Annotated in this window: 12 protein-coding genes; 9 read left to right on the top strand and 3 right to left on the bottom strand. The window is 64.0% G+C overall.

All coding sequences use genetic code 11. From position 1 onward, the window contains the following. Nucleotides 1-58 precede the first annotated feature (58 nt). The 8 genes from LLJ08_RS05285 (at nt 59) to rlmF (ending at nt 10,157) form a co-directional block, all read left to right on the top strand. Nucleotides 59-478 carry a DNA polymerase III subunit chi gene (locus tag LLJ08_RS05285; RefSeq protein ID WP_014819448.1) on the top strand — a complete coding sequence of 140 codons (420 nt, stop codon included), beginning with the start codon at nt 59-61 and terminating at the stop codon, nt 476-478. Between the two features lie 71 nt (nt 479-549). After that, on the top strand, nt 550-936 hold the full coding sequence (locus LLJ08_RS05280) for a hypothetical protein (protein WP_014819447.1): 387 nt from the start codon (nt 550-552) through the stop codon (nt 934-936). A 107-nt stretch (nt 937-1,043) separates the two neighbouring features. Continuing rightward, complete coding sequence (locus LLJ08_RS05275; RefSeq protein ID WP_228208389.1) at nt 1,044-3,878, top strand: valine--tRNA ligase; 2,835 nt, start codon at nt 1,044-1,046, stop codon at nt 3,876-3,878. A 361-nt stretch (nt 3,879-4,239) separates the two neighbouring features. Beyond that, complete coding sequence (nhaD, locus tag LLJ08_RS05270; protein WP_023444161.1) at nt 4,240-5,622, top strand: sodium:proton antiporter NhaD; 1,383 nt, start codon at nt 4,240-4,242, stop codon at nt 5,620-5,622. A gap of 58 nt (nt 5,623-5,680) precedes the next feature. Continuing rightward, on the top strand, nt 5,681-5,977 hold the full coding sequence (locus tag LLJ08_RS05265) for a winged helix-turn-helix domain-containing protein (RefSeq protein WP_191121952.1): 297 nt from the start codon (nt 5,681-5,683) through the stop codon (nt 5,975-5,977). A 6-nt stretch (nt 5,978-5,983) separates the two neighbouring features. Continuing rightward, complete coding sequence (locus LLJ08_RS05260; RefSeq protein WP_228208388.1) at nt 5,984-7,810, top strand: SLC13 family permease; 1,827 nt, start codon at nt 5,984-5,986, stop codon at nt 7,808-7,810. A 110-nt stretch (nt 7,811-7,920) separates the two neighbouring features. Further along, on the top strand, nt 7,921-9,090 hold the full coding sequence (locus LLJ08_RS05255; RefSeq protein WP_228208387.1) for a YbfB/YjiJ family MFS transporter: 1,170 nt from the start codon (nt 7,921-7,923) through the stop codon (nt 9,088-9,090). 71 nt (nt 9,091-9,161) lie between these two features. After that, the gene (gene rlmF, locus LLJ08_RS05250; protein WP_221104546.1) at nt 9,162-10,157 is read left to right on the top strand and encodes a 23S rRNA (adenine(1618)-N(6))-methyltransferase RlmF; all 996 of its coding nucleotides are present in this window, start codon (nt 9,162-9,164) and stop codon (nt 10,155-10,157) included. A 27-nt stretch (nt 10,158-10,184) separates the two neighbouring features. Here the strand turns inward: rlmF and LLJ08_RS05245 are convergent, their stop codons facing one another. The 3 genes from LLJ08_RS05245 to LLJ08_RS05235 all read right to left on the bottom strand — a co-directional run bounded on the left by LLJ08_RS05245 (nt 10,185) and on the right by LLJ08_RS05235 (nt 13,049). Then, a complete protein-coding gene (locus LLJ08_RS05245; protein WP_003298204.1) occupies nt 10,185-10,376 on the bottom strand; it encodes a hypothetical protein in 192 nt (63 codons plus the stop codon). A gap of 464 nt (nt 10,377-10,840) precedes the next feature. Further along, nucleotides 10,841-12,052, bottom strand: coding sequence for an MFS transporter (locus LLJ08_RS05240; protein WP_042922477.1), 1,212 nt, complete (start codon nt 12,050-12,052; stop codon nt 10,841-10,843). A gap of 100 nt (nt 12,053-12,152) precedes the next feature. After that, nucleotides 12,153-13,049 carry a prenyltransferase gene (locus tag LLJ08_RS05235; protein ID WP_228208386.1) on the bottom strand — a complete coding sequence of 299 codons (897 nt, stop codon included), beginning with the start codon at nt 13,047-13,049 and terminating at the stop codon, nt 12,153-12,155. Nucleotides 13,050-13,212: 163 nt separating this feature from the next. Between LLJ08_RS05235 and yejK the strand changes: the two genes are divergently transcribed. Continuing rightward, nucleotides 13,213-14,220, top strand: a complete 1,008-nt coding sequence (gene yejK, locus LLJ08_RS05230) for a nucleoid-associated protein YejK (RefSeq protein ID WP_228208385.1) — start codon at nt 13,213-13,215, stop codon at nt 14,218-14,220. Nucleotides 14,221-14,224 lie beyond the last annotated feature (4 nt).

The raw sequence follows: 14,224 nt of genomic DNA, 5'->3' as shown, positions 1-14,224 counted from the left end.
CGCCTGATCCCTCGGGCCGGAGCCGCCTTGCGCTGCCCGGCCAGAGCGGAGCACGCCCATGACGCGGATCGAATTCTACGTCCTGCCCGACGCCAACCCGACCGGCCGCCTGCGGGCGGCCTGTCAGTTGGCGGCCAAGGGCTGGCAACACGGCATGCAGGTATTCATTCGCTGCGTCGATGAAACGCAGTCGAGCGAGGTCGACGAGCTACTCTGGGGCTTTCGCGCCGAGCGCTTCATTCCCCACGAGCAGCACGTCGACGACCCGAAGGCCCCGGTAGTGATCGGTGTCGACCAGGCACCTCAATTCACGCAGGGCCTCTTGATCAACCTGGGATCAACGCTTTCGTCGCACATCGACCAGTTCAGCCGGGTCATCGAGATCGTCAACCAGGAACCGCAACTGCTGACCGCCTGCCGGGAGAATTTCCGCCTGTATCGACGCCAGGGCTATGATCCGAAACGGGTCGAGCTTTAAGACCAACCATTCGACAGCAAGGGAAAACCCCTGGCAGCCGCCGGGATGCTCAAGCCCCGGAAACTTCTGAGATGACACCGAAAGCCCCGAACAAACCCGCCGAACTGCTGAGCGATCTCGAGTCCATTCGCGCCCTGCTCGGTGAAGATTTTCCAGACGAGGCTCCGGCCGGCGCAGCGCTGGACCCGGACAGCATTCCGCTGCTGTCCGATATCGTCGAGCCAGCGCCTGCCGTTCCGGCCGCGAGCGCCAGCGACGACGAGCCGCGGGAAACCAGCGTGCGTAGCGCGTTTCGCTCCCTGGCCGAACGGCACATCGACCACGAGTTGCGCACCGCGGCCAATCTGATCCTGCAGGAAGTGATCGACGACTTCGTGCCGCAGATCGAGGCGGAACTCAAGCGTCGCCTCGAGAGCCGAATCGAGCGCCTGGTACGCACGCCCCCGCCTCGCTCCTGAGTCATCCGCGACAATGCGCAGTTAATAAGCACGGCCGCGAAATCTCGCGGCCGTTTGCCTTTATACTTGCCCGTTTTTCCGACCAGCCGTTTTAAGGGTCCCGCCGCATGGACAAGACCTACCAGCCGCACGCCATCGAGACTTCCTGGTACCAGACCTGGGAATCGAACAACTATTTCGCCCCGCAAGGTTCCGGCGAGCCCTACACCATCATGATCCCGCCGCCGAACGTCACCGGCAGCCTGCACATGGGTCACGGCTTCAACAACGCCATCATGGATGCTTTGATCCGCTGGCGCCGCATGCAGGGCCGCAACACCCTGTGGCAGCCAGGTACAGACCATGCTGGTATCGCCACGCAGATGGTGGTCGAGCGCCAGCTCGGCGCGCAGGGCGTTTCGCGTCATGACCTTGGACGCGAAAAGTTTCTCGACAAGGTCTGGCAGTGGAAGGAAGAATCCGGCGGCACCATCACCCGGCAGATCCGTCGCCTGGGCTCCTCGGTGGACTGGTCGCGCGAGCGCTTCACCATGGACGACGGCCTCTCCGAGGCGGTCAAGGAAGCCTTCGTCCGCCTGCACGAGGACGGCCTGATCTATCGCGGCAAGCGCCTGGTCAACTGGGACACCAAGCTGCACACCGCGATCTCAGACCTCGAAGTCGAGAACCATGACGAGAAAGGTCATCTCTGGCACCTGCGTTATCCGCTGGCCGACGGCTGCAAGACTGCAGATGGCCTGGATTACCTGGTGGTCGCCACTACCCGTCCGGAAACCATGCTCGGTGACGCCGCCATCGCCGTGCACCCGGAGGACGAGCGCTACAAGAGCCTGATCGGCCGTCACGTCATGCTGCCGCTGGTCAACCGCCTGATCCCGATCGTCGCCGACGACTACGTCGACCTCGAGTTCGGCACCGGCTGCGTGAAGATCACCCCGGCGCACGACTTCAACGACTACGAGGTCGGCAAGCGTCATCACCTGCCGCTGATCAATATCTTCGACCGCAACGCCGCGGTGCTCGCCAAGGCCCAGGTGTTCAACATCGACGGGACGCCGAACGACAAGATCGATGCCAACCTGCCGGACGGCTACGCGCACATGGACCGCTTCGATGCGCGCAAGGCCATCGTCGCCGAGTTCGACGCCATGAGCCTGCTGGAAAAGATCGACGACCACGCGCTGAAAGTCCCCCGCGGTGATCGCTCCGGCACCATCATCGAGCCGTGGCTGACCGACCAGTGGTACGTTTCCACCAAACCGCTGGCCGAGAAGGCCATCGCCGCCGTCGAAAGCGGCGAAATCCAGTTCGTGCCCAAGCAGTACGAGAACATGTACTTCAGCTGGATGCGCGACATCCAGGACTGGTGCATCAGCCGTCAGCTCTGGTGGGGCCATCGAATTCCTGCGTGGTACGACGAAGCCGGCAACGTCTACGTTGGCCGCGATGAAGTGGAGGTACGCAGTAAGTACAACCTCTGCAACAACGTCGAACTGCGTCAGGACGAGGACGTGCTGGACACCTGGTTCAGCTCCGGCCTGTGGACCTTCTCCACACTCGGCTGGCCGCAGCAGACCGAGTTCCTGAAGACCTTCCACCCCACCGACGTGCTGGTCACAGGCTTCGACATCATCTTCTTCTGGGTCGCCCGGATGATCATGCTGTCCACTCATCTGACCGGGCAGATCCCGTTCAAGACCGTCTACGTGCACGGCCTGGTACGCGATGGTCAGGGGCAGAAGATGTCCAAGTCCAAGGGCAACGTGCTCGACCCGCTGGACATCGTCGATGGCATCACCCTCGATGAACTGCTGACCAAGCGCACCAGCGGCATGATGCAGCCCAAGCTGGCCGAGAAGATCGCCAAGCAGACCCGTGCCGAGTTCCCCGAAGGCATCGCCAGCTACGGCACCGACGCCCTGCGCTTCACCTTCTGCTCGCTGGCCTCAACCGGCCGCGACATCAAGTTCGACATGGGCCGCGTCGAGGGTTACCGCAACTTCTGCAACAAGATCTGGAACGCCGCCAACTTCGTCTTCGAGAACACCGAGGGCAAGGACACGGGGGCCAACGGCGAGCCCGTCGAGCTCTCGTCGGTGGATCGCTGGATCATCTCCGCGTTGCAGCGTACCGAAAGCGAAGTGAATCGACAGCTGGAGGCGTTCCGCTTCGACCTGGCCGCTCAAGCGCTGTACGAGTTCATCTGGGACGAGTACTGCGCCTGGTACCTGGAGCTGGTCAAGCCGCTGCTGTGGGACGAGACCGCAAGCGCCGAACGCCAGCGCGGTACCCGCCGCACCTTGGTGCGCGTTCTGGAAACCGCGCTGCGCCTGGCGCATCCGTTCATGCCGTTCATTACCGAGGAAATCTGGCAGCGCGTCGCGCCGCTCGCCGGCAAGTCCGGTCCAACGCTGATGCTGCAGCCGTGGCCGGAGTTCAACCCGGAGCGTATCGACGAAGCCGCCGAAGGCGATATCGAGTGGCTCAAGGCCTTCATGCTGGGCATCCGCCAGATCCGCGGCGAGATGAACATCTCCATGGCCAAGCGCATCGACGTGGTGCTGGGCAACGCCTCGGCTACCGATCAACGCCGCCTGACCGACAACGAGCCGCTGCTGAAGAAACTGGCCAAGCTGGAAAGCGTGCGCCTGCTCAACGACGGCGAAGAAGCACCGCTGTCGGCCATCGCGCTGGTGGGTGACATGCAGGTGCTTGTGCCGATGGCTGGCCTGATCGACAAGGATGCCGAACTGGCTCGCCTGGACAAGGAACTCGCCCGGCTGGACGGCGAGGTCAAGCGCGTCGGCGGAAAGCTGTCGAACGCCGGTTTCGTCGACAAGGCACCCGCCGAGGTGATCGACAAGGAACGCGCCAAACTGGCCGAGGCCGAACAGGCCAAAGCCAGGCTGCAGGAGCAGCGCGACCGCATCGCCACGCTCTGATCAGGACGCGGTAAACGCAAAAGGCCAGCCCGAAAGGTGCTGGCCTTTTTGCTTAAGGAGGTCATCTTGATTGATGACAAGTTATTACCGGCAACGCTGATACACTATGCCGCACATGAAACACCCCTTTACAAACTGGCAGGCCGTTAAAGCCAAGACGAACAGCTCGACGATGTGAAATGAGCCCCCTGCTGCGAAGCGCAATGCCCCACGTATTTCGCCGAACGCGCAACCGTCTCCCAGGGCAGTCCACCGCCCCGATTTGTTTCACCTCGCTAGCGAATCGTTCCCCTGCCAGCCGCTGAGGCTGCGTCGACACACCCGCATGCCCGGCAAGGTTCCTCAAGATGGAGTCCCTCCGATGTATGCACTCATGGCTGTCGTGTTCGTCATAGGCTATCTATGCATAGCCTTTGAACATCCCCTGAAGATAGACAAGGCCGCTGCCGCGATCCTGACCGCGGTTGTGACCTGGACCATTCTGGTGCTGGGCGCCGACCAGATACTTCCGCTGCTGCAACCCGGCAGCCACAACCCCGGGGACTCCTCGGCGGTGGTGGTCGAATCGCTGCGTCATCACCTGGGAGAAGTCTCGGAGATTCTCTTCTTCCTGCTCGGCGCGATGACCATCGTCGAGCTGATCGACTCCCACGAAGGTTTCAAGGTAATCACCGACCGCATCCAGACCCGCAAGCGCGTGCACTTGCTGTGGATCATCGGCTTCCTCACCTTCTTCCTCTCCGCAGCACTGGACAACCTGACCACCACCATCGTCATGGTGTCGCTGCTGCGCAAGCTCATCCGTGGCCGTCCCGAGCGCTGGTTGTTCGTCGGCGTCGTGGTAATCGCCGCCAACGCCGGTGGTGCCTGGTCTCCGATCGGTGACGTGACCACCACCATGCTCTGGATCGGCAACCAGATCAGCGCTTCCGGCGTGATCACCGGCCTGTTCCTGCCAAGCCTGGTGTGCCTGCTGGTGCCGCTGATCATTCTCAGCTTCCGTCTGCGCGGCGAGGCACCACGCCCGCGTCCTCGTGCTCACCTGGCCGAGAAGCACCCGCCGACCACCACCGTATTCGAGCGCAACCTGGTACTCGGTCTTGGCCTCGCTGCCCTGCTCTTCGTCCCGGTGTTCAAGACCGTGACCCACCTGCCGCCTTACATGGGCATCCTCTTCGGCCTCGGCGTGCTCTGGGTAACCACCGAGTTCATCCACCGCAACAAGAATGCCGAAGACAAGCACCCGCTTTCGGTAGTCGGCGTGCTGCGCAAGGTGGACACCCCCAGCGTGCTGTTCTTCCTCGGCATTCTGCTGGCCGTATCCAGTCTCGCTACCGCGGGCCACCTGACCCAGGTCGCGACCGCGCTGCGCGAATCGCTCGGCCACATCTACCCGATCACCTACGCCATCGGCCTGCTTTCGGCCGTGGTCGACAACGTGCCGCTGGTGGCCGGTGCGATGAAGATGTACCCGCTGGTCAGCGAGAAGATGCTGGCTGCGACCGCGGCAGAGGAAATTAGCTGGATGTCCCAGTTCGTCGTCGATGGCAACTTCTGGGAGATGCTCGCCTTCTGCGCCGGTACCGGCGGCAGCACGCTGATCATCGGCTCGGCTGCGGGGGTCGCGGCGATGGGCATGGAGAAGATCAGCTTCACCTGGTACGTCAAGCGCGTCAGCTTGCTGGCCTTCCTCGGTTACACTGCGGGCGCAGCGACCTACATCGGCATGCTCGCCCTGCGCTAAACCGCAGCGAGCCTGGCCAGGTCGCTGCCCCCACAGACGACCTGGCCAGGGACCTTCCATGACCGTCAGCAAGACCAAAACCAGTTTCTATCGCCGACTCTACGTCGCCTGGCTGATCGACAGCGGCACCGCCTGCAGTGTCCCTGCACTGATGGCCGCGACCGGCATGCCACGGCGTACCGCCCAGGACACCCTTGCCGCGCTCGCGGAGCTGGACATCGACTGCAGCTTCGAGCAGGACGACGGTGAACGCCACAATGCCGGCCACTACGCCATCCTCGACTGGGGTGCCATCGACAAGGGCTGGATCGAGCGCAACCTGCCGCGTATCAAATCCATTCTCGAATATCCCTGATCGACCATGAGTGGCGACCTGCTGCTGGTTCTCGCCCTGCTCACCGGCTGCATCTGCCTGTTCGCGCTGAACAAGCCACGCATGGACGTGGTGGCGGTACTGGCCATGGTCGCGCTGCCGCTCACTGGTGTGCTCAGCGTGCAGGAGGCACTGGCCGGTTTCAGCGATCCTAGCGTGGTGTTGATCGCCACCCTGTTCGTCATCGGCGACGGCCTGGTGCGCACCGGCATCGCCTATCGCCTGGGCGACTGGCTGATGCGTACCGCCGGCAGCAGCGAGACCCGCTTGCTGATTCTGCTGATGCTGGCCGTCGCGGGGCTCGGCTCGGTGATGAGTTCGACCGGCGTGGTGGCGATCTTCATTCCCGTGGTGCTCGGCATCGCCAATCGCATGAAGGTCTCGCCACGGCGGCTGATGATGCCGCTGGCGTTCGCCGGCCTGATCAGCGGCATGCTGACGCTGGTGGCGACGCCGCCGAACCTGGTGATCAACAGCGAACTGCGCCGCGCCGGGCTCGACGGCTTCGCCTTCTTCGATTTCACCCCCATCGGCCTGGCGATTCTGTTGCTCGGCGTCGGCTACATGCTGCTGGCACGCCGCTGGCTGGGCAGCGACAAGCGCAGCGAAGCGACAGAACATCGCCATACGCTGGCGGATCTGGCGCGAGAGTATCGACTGGAAGAACGCGAGCGGCGACTGCGGGTGATGCCGGGATCGATTCTCGCCAACCAGGCGCTGGACGAGCTGAAGCTGCGAACCCAGTACGGCATCAACGTGATCGCCGTGGAACGCCATGACCGCTTTCGCAACCTTCTGCTGATCGCGACGGGCAATACCGAACTGTTCGTCGGCGATGTGCTGCTGGTCGATCTGGCCAGCCCGGCCATCGGCTTGCTCGGCGCCTATCAGGAGCTGGGCCTCGAACCCCTGCAACTCAGCACCTCCTACTATTCGGTGCACGGTCGCGAGCTGGGGCTGGCGGAAGTGGCGCTGCCACCGGAATCGCGCCTACCGGGCAAGACCATCCAGCAACTGGGTTTTCGCAGCCGGCACAAGCTCAACGTGGTCGGTCTGCGCCGCAATCGCCAAGCCCTGCAGGGGCTGCTGGTGGATGAAAAGCTCAAGCCAGCCGATACGCTGCTGGTGGCCGGCAGCTGGAAGCACATTCACCGTCTGCAGGGCATAAGCCGCGACTTCCTCGTGCTGAGCCTGCCGGCCGAGGTGGACGATGTGGCGCCCGCGGCCAACCAGGCACCGTTCGCGCTGCTCGGGCTGGCGGTGATGGTTACATTGATGGTCAGCGGCCTGGTGCCCAACGTGCTGGCGGCGCTGATTGGCTGCCTGGTCATGGGCCTGTTCCGCTGCATCGACATGGACAGCGCCTACAAGGCGATTCACTGGCAAAGCCTGGTGCTGATCGTCGGCATGCTGCCGTTCGCCCTGGCGTTGCAGAAGACCGGCGGCATCGCCCTGGCGACATCGGGGCTGGTCGGCCTGCTCGGCGACGCCGGACCGCATGCCTTGTTCGCCTGCCTGTTTCTGCTGACCGCCGTGATCGGGCTGTTCATCTCCAACACGGCGACGGCTGTGCTGATGGCACCCGTTGCGCTGTCCACCGCCGAGCAGCTGGGCGCCTCGCCCTATCCGTTCGCCATGATCGTCGCGCTGGCCGCCTCCGCCGCGTTCATGACGCCGATTTCCTCGCCGGTGAACACCCTGGTGCTCGGTCCTGGGCAATACCGCTTCGCCGACTTCGTCCGAGTTGGCGTGCCTTTTACCGCGCTGGTCATGATCGTCTCGGTGCTGCTGGTGCCGCTGCTGTTTCCGCTATGAATGCCGGCTGCCTCGGGACACCCACCGACGGGTAGCCAGCGAAAAGTGGCATGGCGGCTGAAAGGGCCAGCCGTTAAGCTCCAGCTCTCATTCTAAAAAGAACAGACTCCATGCCTCAGCGTGTCGCCCTGTTTCCGGTCCTGCTGGCCGGTGCCGTTCTCTTGTTGGTCGTCCATGGCCTTGGCCGCTTCGTCTATACCCCTCTGCTGCCCTGGCTGGTGGAGGACGGCCTGCTGACCGTGCAGGAAGGCGCCAGCATCGCCAGCTGGAACTACCTGGGCTATCTGATCGGCGCCCTGCTCGCGGTGCGCTGGCATCGCGTCGCGCAGATCCGCCGTACGCTGCCCTGGGCACTGGCGCTACACGTCTTGAGCGCCCTGCTGCAGACCCAGGCGGAATCCGCTGACGCCCTCGCCGCATTGCGCCTGGCCAATGGCATCAGCAACGGTCTGGTATTCGTCCAGGCGCCTTCGCTGATCCTCGAATGGCTGGCGCGACAGCAGCGCGTTTCCTCCAGTGGCCTGGTCTATCTCGGTGTCTGCGTCGGGCTGATTCTCTCCAGTTTGCTGGTGAGCCTGAGCGACGGGTACCTGCTGGGAGCCGAGCGTTGGTGGCCGGCGGCGTTGCTTTCGATACCGCTGGCCTGGTGGGGCTGGCGGCAGCTGTCGCGGCTGGACATGCCTGACGAGGAAAAGGCCCATTCTGCGGAGGAGCCACCCAGCGGCAAACTGCTCGATCGCTCCAGCACACCGCTGTTTCTTTCCTATGCCGGCGCCGGCATGGGCTACATCCTGCCGATGACTTTCCTGCCGATGGTCGCGCGTCTGCAGGTGGAGCCCGGTGACTTCCTCATCGGTGGCAGCTGGCTGGTGGTGGCGCTGGCGACGCTGCCGGCGCCCTGGCTGTGGAATCGTCTCGGCGTGCGCATGGGTGACGACATCGCCTTGCGCCTGAGCTATCTCACTCAACTGCTCGGCGTACTGGCCGCGCTGCTGCTGCCCGGCGCGGTCGGCATCCTGCTCTGTGCGGTATTGGTCGGCGGCACCTTTCTCGGCACCGTGCTGTTGACCCAGCGCCTGGCGCGGGCGCTGCATCCACACCAGGGGCCGCGGCTGTCAGCGGCGCTGATCGCACTCTACGGCCTGACCCAGCTCGCCGCCCCCTGGCTGACCAGCATCTGGATGGGCATGGGCGGCAGCCTGCACAGCGCCTTCTGGCTCGGCGCCGGGGCACTGCTCTGGGGCCTGCTGTGGATGCTGATGGTGCCGCGCCGCCGTTAGCAACGAGACCTATCCGCGGGCAGCGGTTGTGGGACAATGCGCGCCCCAGCCGCCAACCTCCCGCTGATCAGATGCCGCGCAGATCCCCATCCTCGACTCCGCAGCCCGGCCGTGCCGAACCCGGCAAGGCCGTACTGCATCCACGCAACCGCCATACCGGCCGCTACGACTTCCCGGCGCTGATTGCTGGCTGCCCGGAGCTGGCCGAGTACGTCATCCTCAATCCCTACGGCAAGCAAAGCATCGACTTCGCCAACCCGGATGCGGTGCGGGTATTCAACCGCGCCTTGCTGCGGCAGTTCTACGGCATCCAGCACTGGGATATCCCGCCGGGCTACCTGTGCCCGCCGGTGCCCGGGCGCGCCGATTATCTGCACGGCCTGGCCGACCTGCTCGGAGAGCACAAGGCCAGCGCGATACCCCGCGGCGCCGCGATCCGCGCACTGGACATCGGCACCGGGGCCAACTGCATCTACCCGCTGATCGGCCATCGGGAGTACGGCTGGCACTTCACCGGGAGCGATATCGACACCACCGCCCTGGCCTCGGCACGCACCATCGTCTCGGCCAATGGCCTCGCCAAGGCCATCGAGCTGAGACAGCAGGCGGCGCCGAAGCACATCTTCAAGGGGGTGATGTTGCCGGAGGATCGCTTCGACCTGACGTTGTGCAATCCGCCCTTCCATGCGTCACAGGCCGAAGCCAGCAGTGGCAGCCAGCGCAAGTGGCGTAACCTCGGCAAGCTCGATCCGAGCCGCAAACTACCCGCGCTCAATTTCGGCGGTCAGGCCGCGGAACTCTGGTGCGAAGGTGGCGAAGCGGCCTTTGTCGCGCGCATGGCGGAGGAAAGCGTCGCGTTCGCCGGGCAGGTCTACTGGTTCAGTACCCTGGTATCGAAGGGCGCCAACGTGGCGCCGCTGGAGGCGCGGCTGAAACGCCTTGGTGCCCGCCAGATGCACACGCTGGACATGGCTCAGGGGCAGAAGAAGAGCCGCTTCGTCGCCTGGACCTTCCTGAGTCAAACGGAGCAGGCGAGTTGGCGCGCCGAGCGCTGGGCGAAAAGGTGAAATTCAGGCAGGCGTCAACGGAAAGGTTTAGACCGCCACGTCCCAGAGCTGCTTGTTCTTCAGCGCCATGGTCTGGATATAGCGCGGTTCACCGTTGATCTCTTCCAGTTCGGTCATCCCGGCCAGCTCGCCTACCACGCGATAACGCTTGCCTACACGCTTGTCCTTCAACGGATAGAGCTTGGCGATTTGTTGGGCGAGTTCGGTAAGGGTGGACATTGCTTGTTGCTCCATTGACTGCGTGCCGCAGGTATTTACCAACTGTTGATGACGGTTATGCGACAGCCGAGCTTAGAACAGGGTTTCCAGGCTGCCACTCGATCGCAGGCGTATGCACAAAAGCCGGTAGGTTGCTGCTAAGAACCGGCGATTTGTTCTTAACTTCTTCTACGCCGCTTCGCTTTGGAGCGATGAATACCGAATTGATTCCGTCACGTTCGTCGCCGCTTTCGAACTGCAGAGCGAGGCCACGAGATCACTATTGCGGGCATGGCAGCTTTGGCGCGACCGGATAAACCGGCCACGCGGAAAAGAAGGAATTACGAGATCGCAGACCAGCTGGAATCAGCAGGTGCCCAGCCCCATCTGCAGCAGCGCCAGGCCGCCACGCTGCCAGCCCCACCAGGCCAGCATCAGCAGGCCCAGCACCAGAGCGACGCTCACACCCAGCCAGAGCGGCCGCATCAGTTGACCTGCGCCTCGCGCAGGCGCTCGACCGGCTGCTCACGAATCGGCCAGTTGAGTACCGCCGCCATCAGGCTCAGCGCGATCGCGATCTGCCAGACCAGGTCGTAACTGCCGGTACGGTCGTACAGCCACCCGCCAAGCCAGCCGCCAAAGAACGAGCCCAGCTGATGGAAAAGGAAGGCGATTCCGCCGAGCATTGACAGGTTACGCACGCCGAACATGGTCGCCACCGTACCGTTGGTGAGTGGCACCGTGGACAGCCACAGCAAGCCCATGGCGATGCCGAATGCGTACGCACTCCAGACACTCAGCGGCGCCAGCAGGAAAACACTGATCACCACCCCGCGAATCAGATACAACCCGGCCAGCAGCTTTGGCTTGGAGTAGCAGCTGCCCAGCCAGCCCGCAGTGTAGGTGCCGACGACGTTGAACAGCCCGACCAGTGCCAGCACCGTGGTACCGACCTGCGCCGGCAGATGCTGATCGACCAGATAGGCCGGCAGGTGCAGGCCGATGAAGACCACCTGGAAGCCGCAGACGAAAAAGCCCAGCGCCAGCAGACGGAACCCGGAATGCCCGGCCGCTTCGCGCAGCGCCTCGCCCAGCGACTGCTGAGTTCCGGGTGCCGCCGGAGGCCGCGCGGGGCTGCGCATCATCCCCGCGAGCGGCACGATCAGCGCCACCAGCAAACCGAGCGCCATAAGCGCCGAGGACCACCCCAGCCACTCGATGAGCCCCAGGCTGCCGGGCAGCATGATGAACTGGCCGAAGGAGCCCGCAGCGCTGGCAATGCCCATCGCCATGCTACGCTTCTCCGGCGGAACCGCCTGCCCGACTGCGCCGAGGATCACCGAGAACGAGGTGCCCGACAGCCCAAGTCCGATCAGCAGCCCGGCACTTAGCGTCAGGGTCGTCGGCGAATCGGACACCGCCATCAATGCCAGCCCGATGGCGTAGAGAATGCCGCCGATCAGCACGGCACGAGCCACGCCGAAGCGATCGGCCAGCGCGCCGGTCACCGGCTGTACCAGGCCCCAGATCAGGTTCTGTATCGCGATGGCGAAGGCGAACACCTCGCGGCCCCAGCCGAATTCCGCGCTCATGGGCGGCAGGAACAGACCGAAACCGTGGCGCACGCCGAGGGAAATCGCGAGGATCAGCGAGCCACCGGCGAGAATCCAGGCAGAGTTGCGCCATGCAGCGGTCATGGGTGTCATTCCTCGAAGAAAAGGCGACCAGTTTACTCAGTTAAGCCTTTCTTTCGTCACCCCATGTGTCCGATCGGGTGCCCTCCGCTCTCGCGGAACGCTAAAGCGCCATCAACCCTACCGCCATCAACAACGGCGTCGCTACGCTGACCGCAGCGTTCAGCCCCAATGCCGGCAGCAGGCGTTGCGCCTGCAGCGGTTCGCGACGCAGCAACCATGCCGCTCGCAGGGCCAACGGCAAGGTCAACAAGCCGAGCGCGCCACCAGCAAGACCTGGCTGCGCCAGCACAGCCAGGAGTACGCCGTAGGCCAGCAGCCACTGCGCAAGCGCCACGCGCACGGCGTTGGTACAGCCGATATGCATCGGCAGGTTTCGCCGGCCGACAGCGCGGTCGGCATCAATGTCCGGAAACTGGCCGAGCAAAAGCAGGTTGTTGCAGAGCAGCAGAGGGGGCAGGATCAACCACAGATCGCCGAGGTCCGGCCCGCCGCCGAGAGCGATGCGCGTACCCAGCACCATGAGCGCGAAGCCCAAGCCCGGCGCGAACAGGCACAGCCAGGGGTGGCGGGTCAGCCAAGGCGTGTAAAGCAGCACCAGCAGCAGCCCCGCCAGACCAACCGGCGCCAGACTGAGCAACAGCGGCGGCTGGCGCAGCAGGAAGAACAGGCCGATCAGCGCGCAGGTCAGCAGGCTGCCGAGACCGAGCAGCAATGTGCGACCCAGCAGATGCGGATGGGTCAGCAAGGTACCGCTGCCACCGCTGAACGCCGTGCGGCGGGTCTGCAGGTCCAGCCCACTGCGGTAATCACCCCATTCGTTGAGCGCATTGACTGCCACATGGGCGGCCAGGGCGCCGAGCATCACCAGCAGTGCATCACTGTAGGACATCGCTTCCGCGCCCCCGCACGCCAATGCCACCCCGAGCGCCACACAGCTCAGCGTGAGCAGCAGGAAACGACCGCGCGCCACACCCAGCCAGTCCAAGGTTCCGCTCATCTACGCCTCCCGCTATCGTCCTGTGTACGGCAGGCTAACCCCAACGCCGCGAGGCGTCCTTGACACAGATCGACTCCGCCAGACCGCAGCTTCGGCTGCAGGCACGCACCACCCGCTCTCGGGTAAACTGCCCAACCTGTTGCATTCCAGCCGTGAGACCACCATGCCCATCCGCCACTGCATCGTCCATCTGATCGAGAAAAAGCCGGACGGCACCCCCGCCGTGCTTCATGCCCGTGACTCGGAGCTGGGCAACTCCCAGGCCATCGAGAACCTGCTGGCCGATCTCAACGAGAGCTACAACGCCAAGCAGGGCAAGGCCTGGGGCTTCTTCCACGAGGAGTCCGGCGCCTATCCGTTCAGCGGCTGGCTCGCGCAGTACATGGAAGGCAATCAGGACTTCACCGCATTCAGCCGCCAGGCAGTCGAGCACCTGCAGAAGCTGATGGAGGAATCCAACCTGTCCACCGGCGGCCACGTGCTGTTCGCCCACTACCAGCAGGGCATGACCGATTACCTGGCCATCGCGCTGCTGCACCACAGCAACGGCGTCACCGTTACCGACTCGCTGGACGTGACCGAAGCCCGGCACCTCGATCTCGGACAGCTGCACCTGGCGACGCGGATCAACATCTCCGAGTGGCAGAACAACAAGCAGTCCAAGCAGTACATCTCCTTCATCAAAGGCAAGAACGGCAAGAAGGTGTCCGAGTACTTCCGCGACTTCATCGGCTGCCAGGAGGGCGTCGACGGCCCGGGCGAGACGCGCACGCTGCTCAAGGCCTTCAGCGACTACGTCGAAAGCGAGGACCTGCCCGAGGAAAAAGCGCGGGAGAAGACCAGCGCCCTGGTCGGCTACGCCAGCAGCCAGGCGAAGATCGGCGAACCGATGTCGCTCGAGGAGCTGTCCGGAGTCATCGACGAGGAACACCCGCGCGCCTTTTACGAGCACATCCGCAACAAGGACTACGGCCTGTCGCCGGAGATTCCTGCCGACAAACGCACGCTCAACCAGTTTCAGCGCTTCACCGGGCGCGCCGAAGGGCTGTCGATCAGCTTCGAGTCGCATCTGCTGGGTTCGAAGGTCGAATACGACGAGGCGCGCGACATGCTGATCATTCGCCAGCTGCCGACCCAACTGAAGGACCAGCTCAAGCGGCGCAAGGACTGACCGC

The sequence above is a fragment of the Stutzerimonas chloritidismutans genome (assembly GCF_020783375.1).
Classification (GTDB): Bacteria; Pseudomonadota; Gammaproteobacteria; order Pseudomonadales; family Pseudomonadaceae; genus Stutzerimonas; species Stutzerimonas kunmingensis.
This window is presented reverse-complemented; position numbering and strand designations above follow the sequence as displayed.

Excerpts from the sequence above, each read along its gene's own strand:
- LLJ08_RS05285 (WP_014819448.1), top strand. The coding sequence starts at position 59 with ATGACGCGGATCGAATTCTACGTCCTGCCCGACGCCAACCCGACCGGC.
- LLJ08_RS05280 (WP_014819447.1), top strand. The coding sequence starts at position 550 with ATGACACCGAAAGCCCCGAACAAACCCGCCGAACTGCTGAGCGATCTC.
- LLJ08_RS05275 (WP_228208389.1), top strand. The coding sequence starts at position 1,044 with ATGGACAAGACCTACCAGCCGCACGCCATCGAGACTTCCTGGTACCAG.
- nhaD (WP_023444161.1), top strand. The coding sequence starts at position 4,240 with ATGTATGCACTCATGGCTGTCGTGTTCGTCATAGGCTATCTATGCATA.
- LLJ08_RS05265 (WP_191121952.1), top strand. The coding sequence starts at position 5,681 with ATGACCGTCAGCAAGACCAAAACCAGTTTCTATCGCCGACTCTACGTC.
- LLJ08_RS05260 (WP_228208388.1), top strand. The coding sequence starts at position 5,984 with ATGAGTGGCGACCTGCTGCTGGTTCTCGCCCTGCTCACCGGCTGCATC.
- LLJ08_RS05255 (WP_228208387.1), top strand. The coding sequence starts at position 7,921 with ATGCCTCAGCGTGTCGCCCTGTTTCCGGTCCTGCTGGCCGGTGCCGTT.
- rlmF (WP_221104546.1), top strand. The coding sequence starts at position 9,162 with ATGCCGCGCAGATCCCCATCCTCGACTCCGCAGCCCGGCCGTGCCGAA.
- LLJ08_RS05245 (WP_003298204.1), bottom strand. The coding sequence starts at position 10,376 with ATGTCCACCCTTACCGAACTCGCCCAACAAATCGCCAAGCTCTATCCG.
- LLJ08_RS05240 (WP_042922477.1), bottom strand. The coding sequence starts at position 12,052 with ATGACCGCTGCATGGCGCAACTCTGCCTGGATTCTCGCCGGTGGCTCG.
- LLJ08_RS05235 (WP_228208386.1), bottom strand. The coding sequence starts at position 13,049 with ATGAGCGGAACCTTGGACTGGCTGGGTGTGGCGCGCGGTCGTTTCCTG.
- yejK (WP_228208385.1), top strand. The coding sequence starts at position 13,213 with ATGCCCATCCGCCACTGCATCGTCCATCTGATCGAGAAAAAGCCGGAC.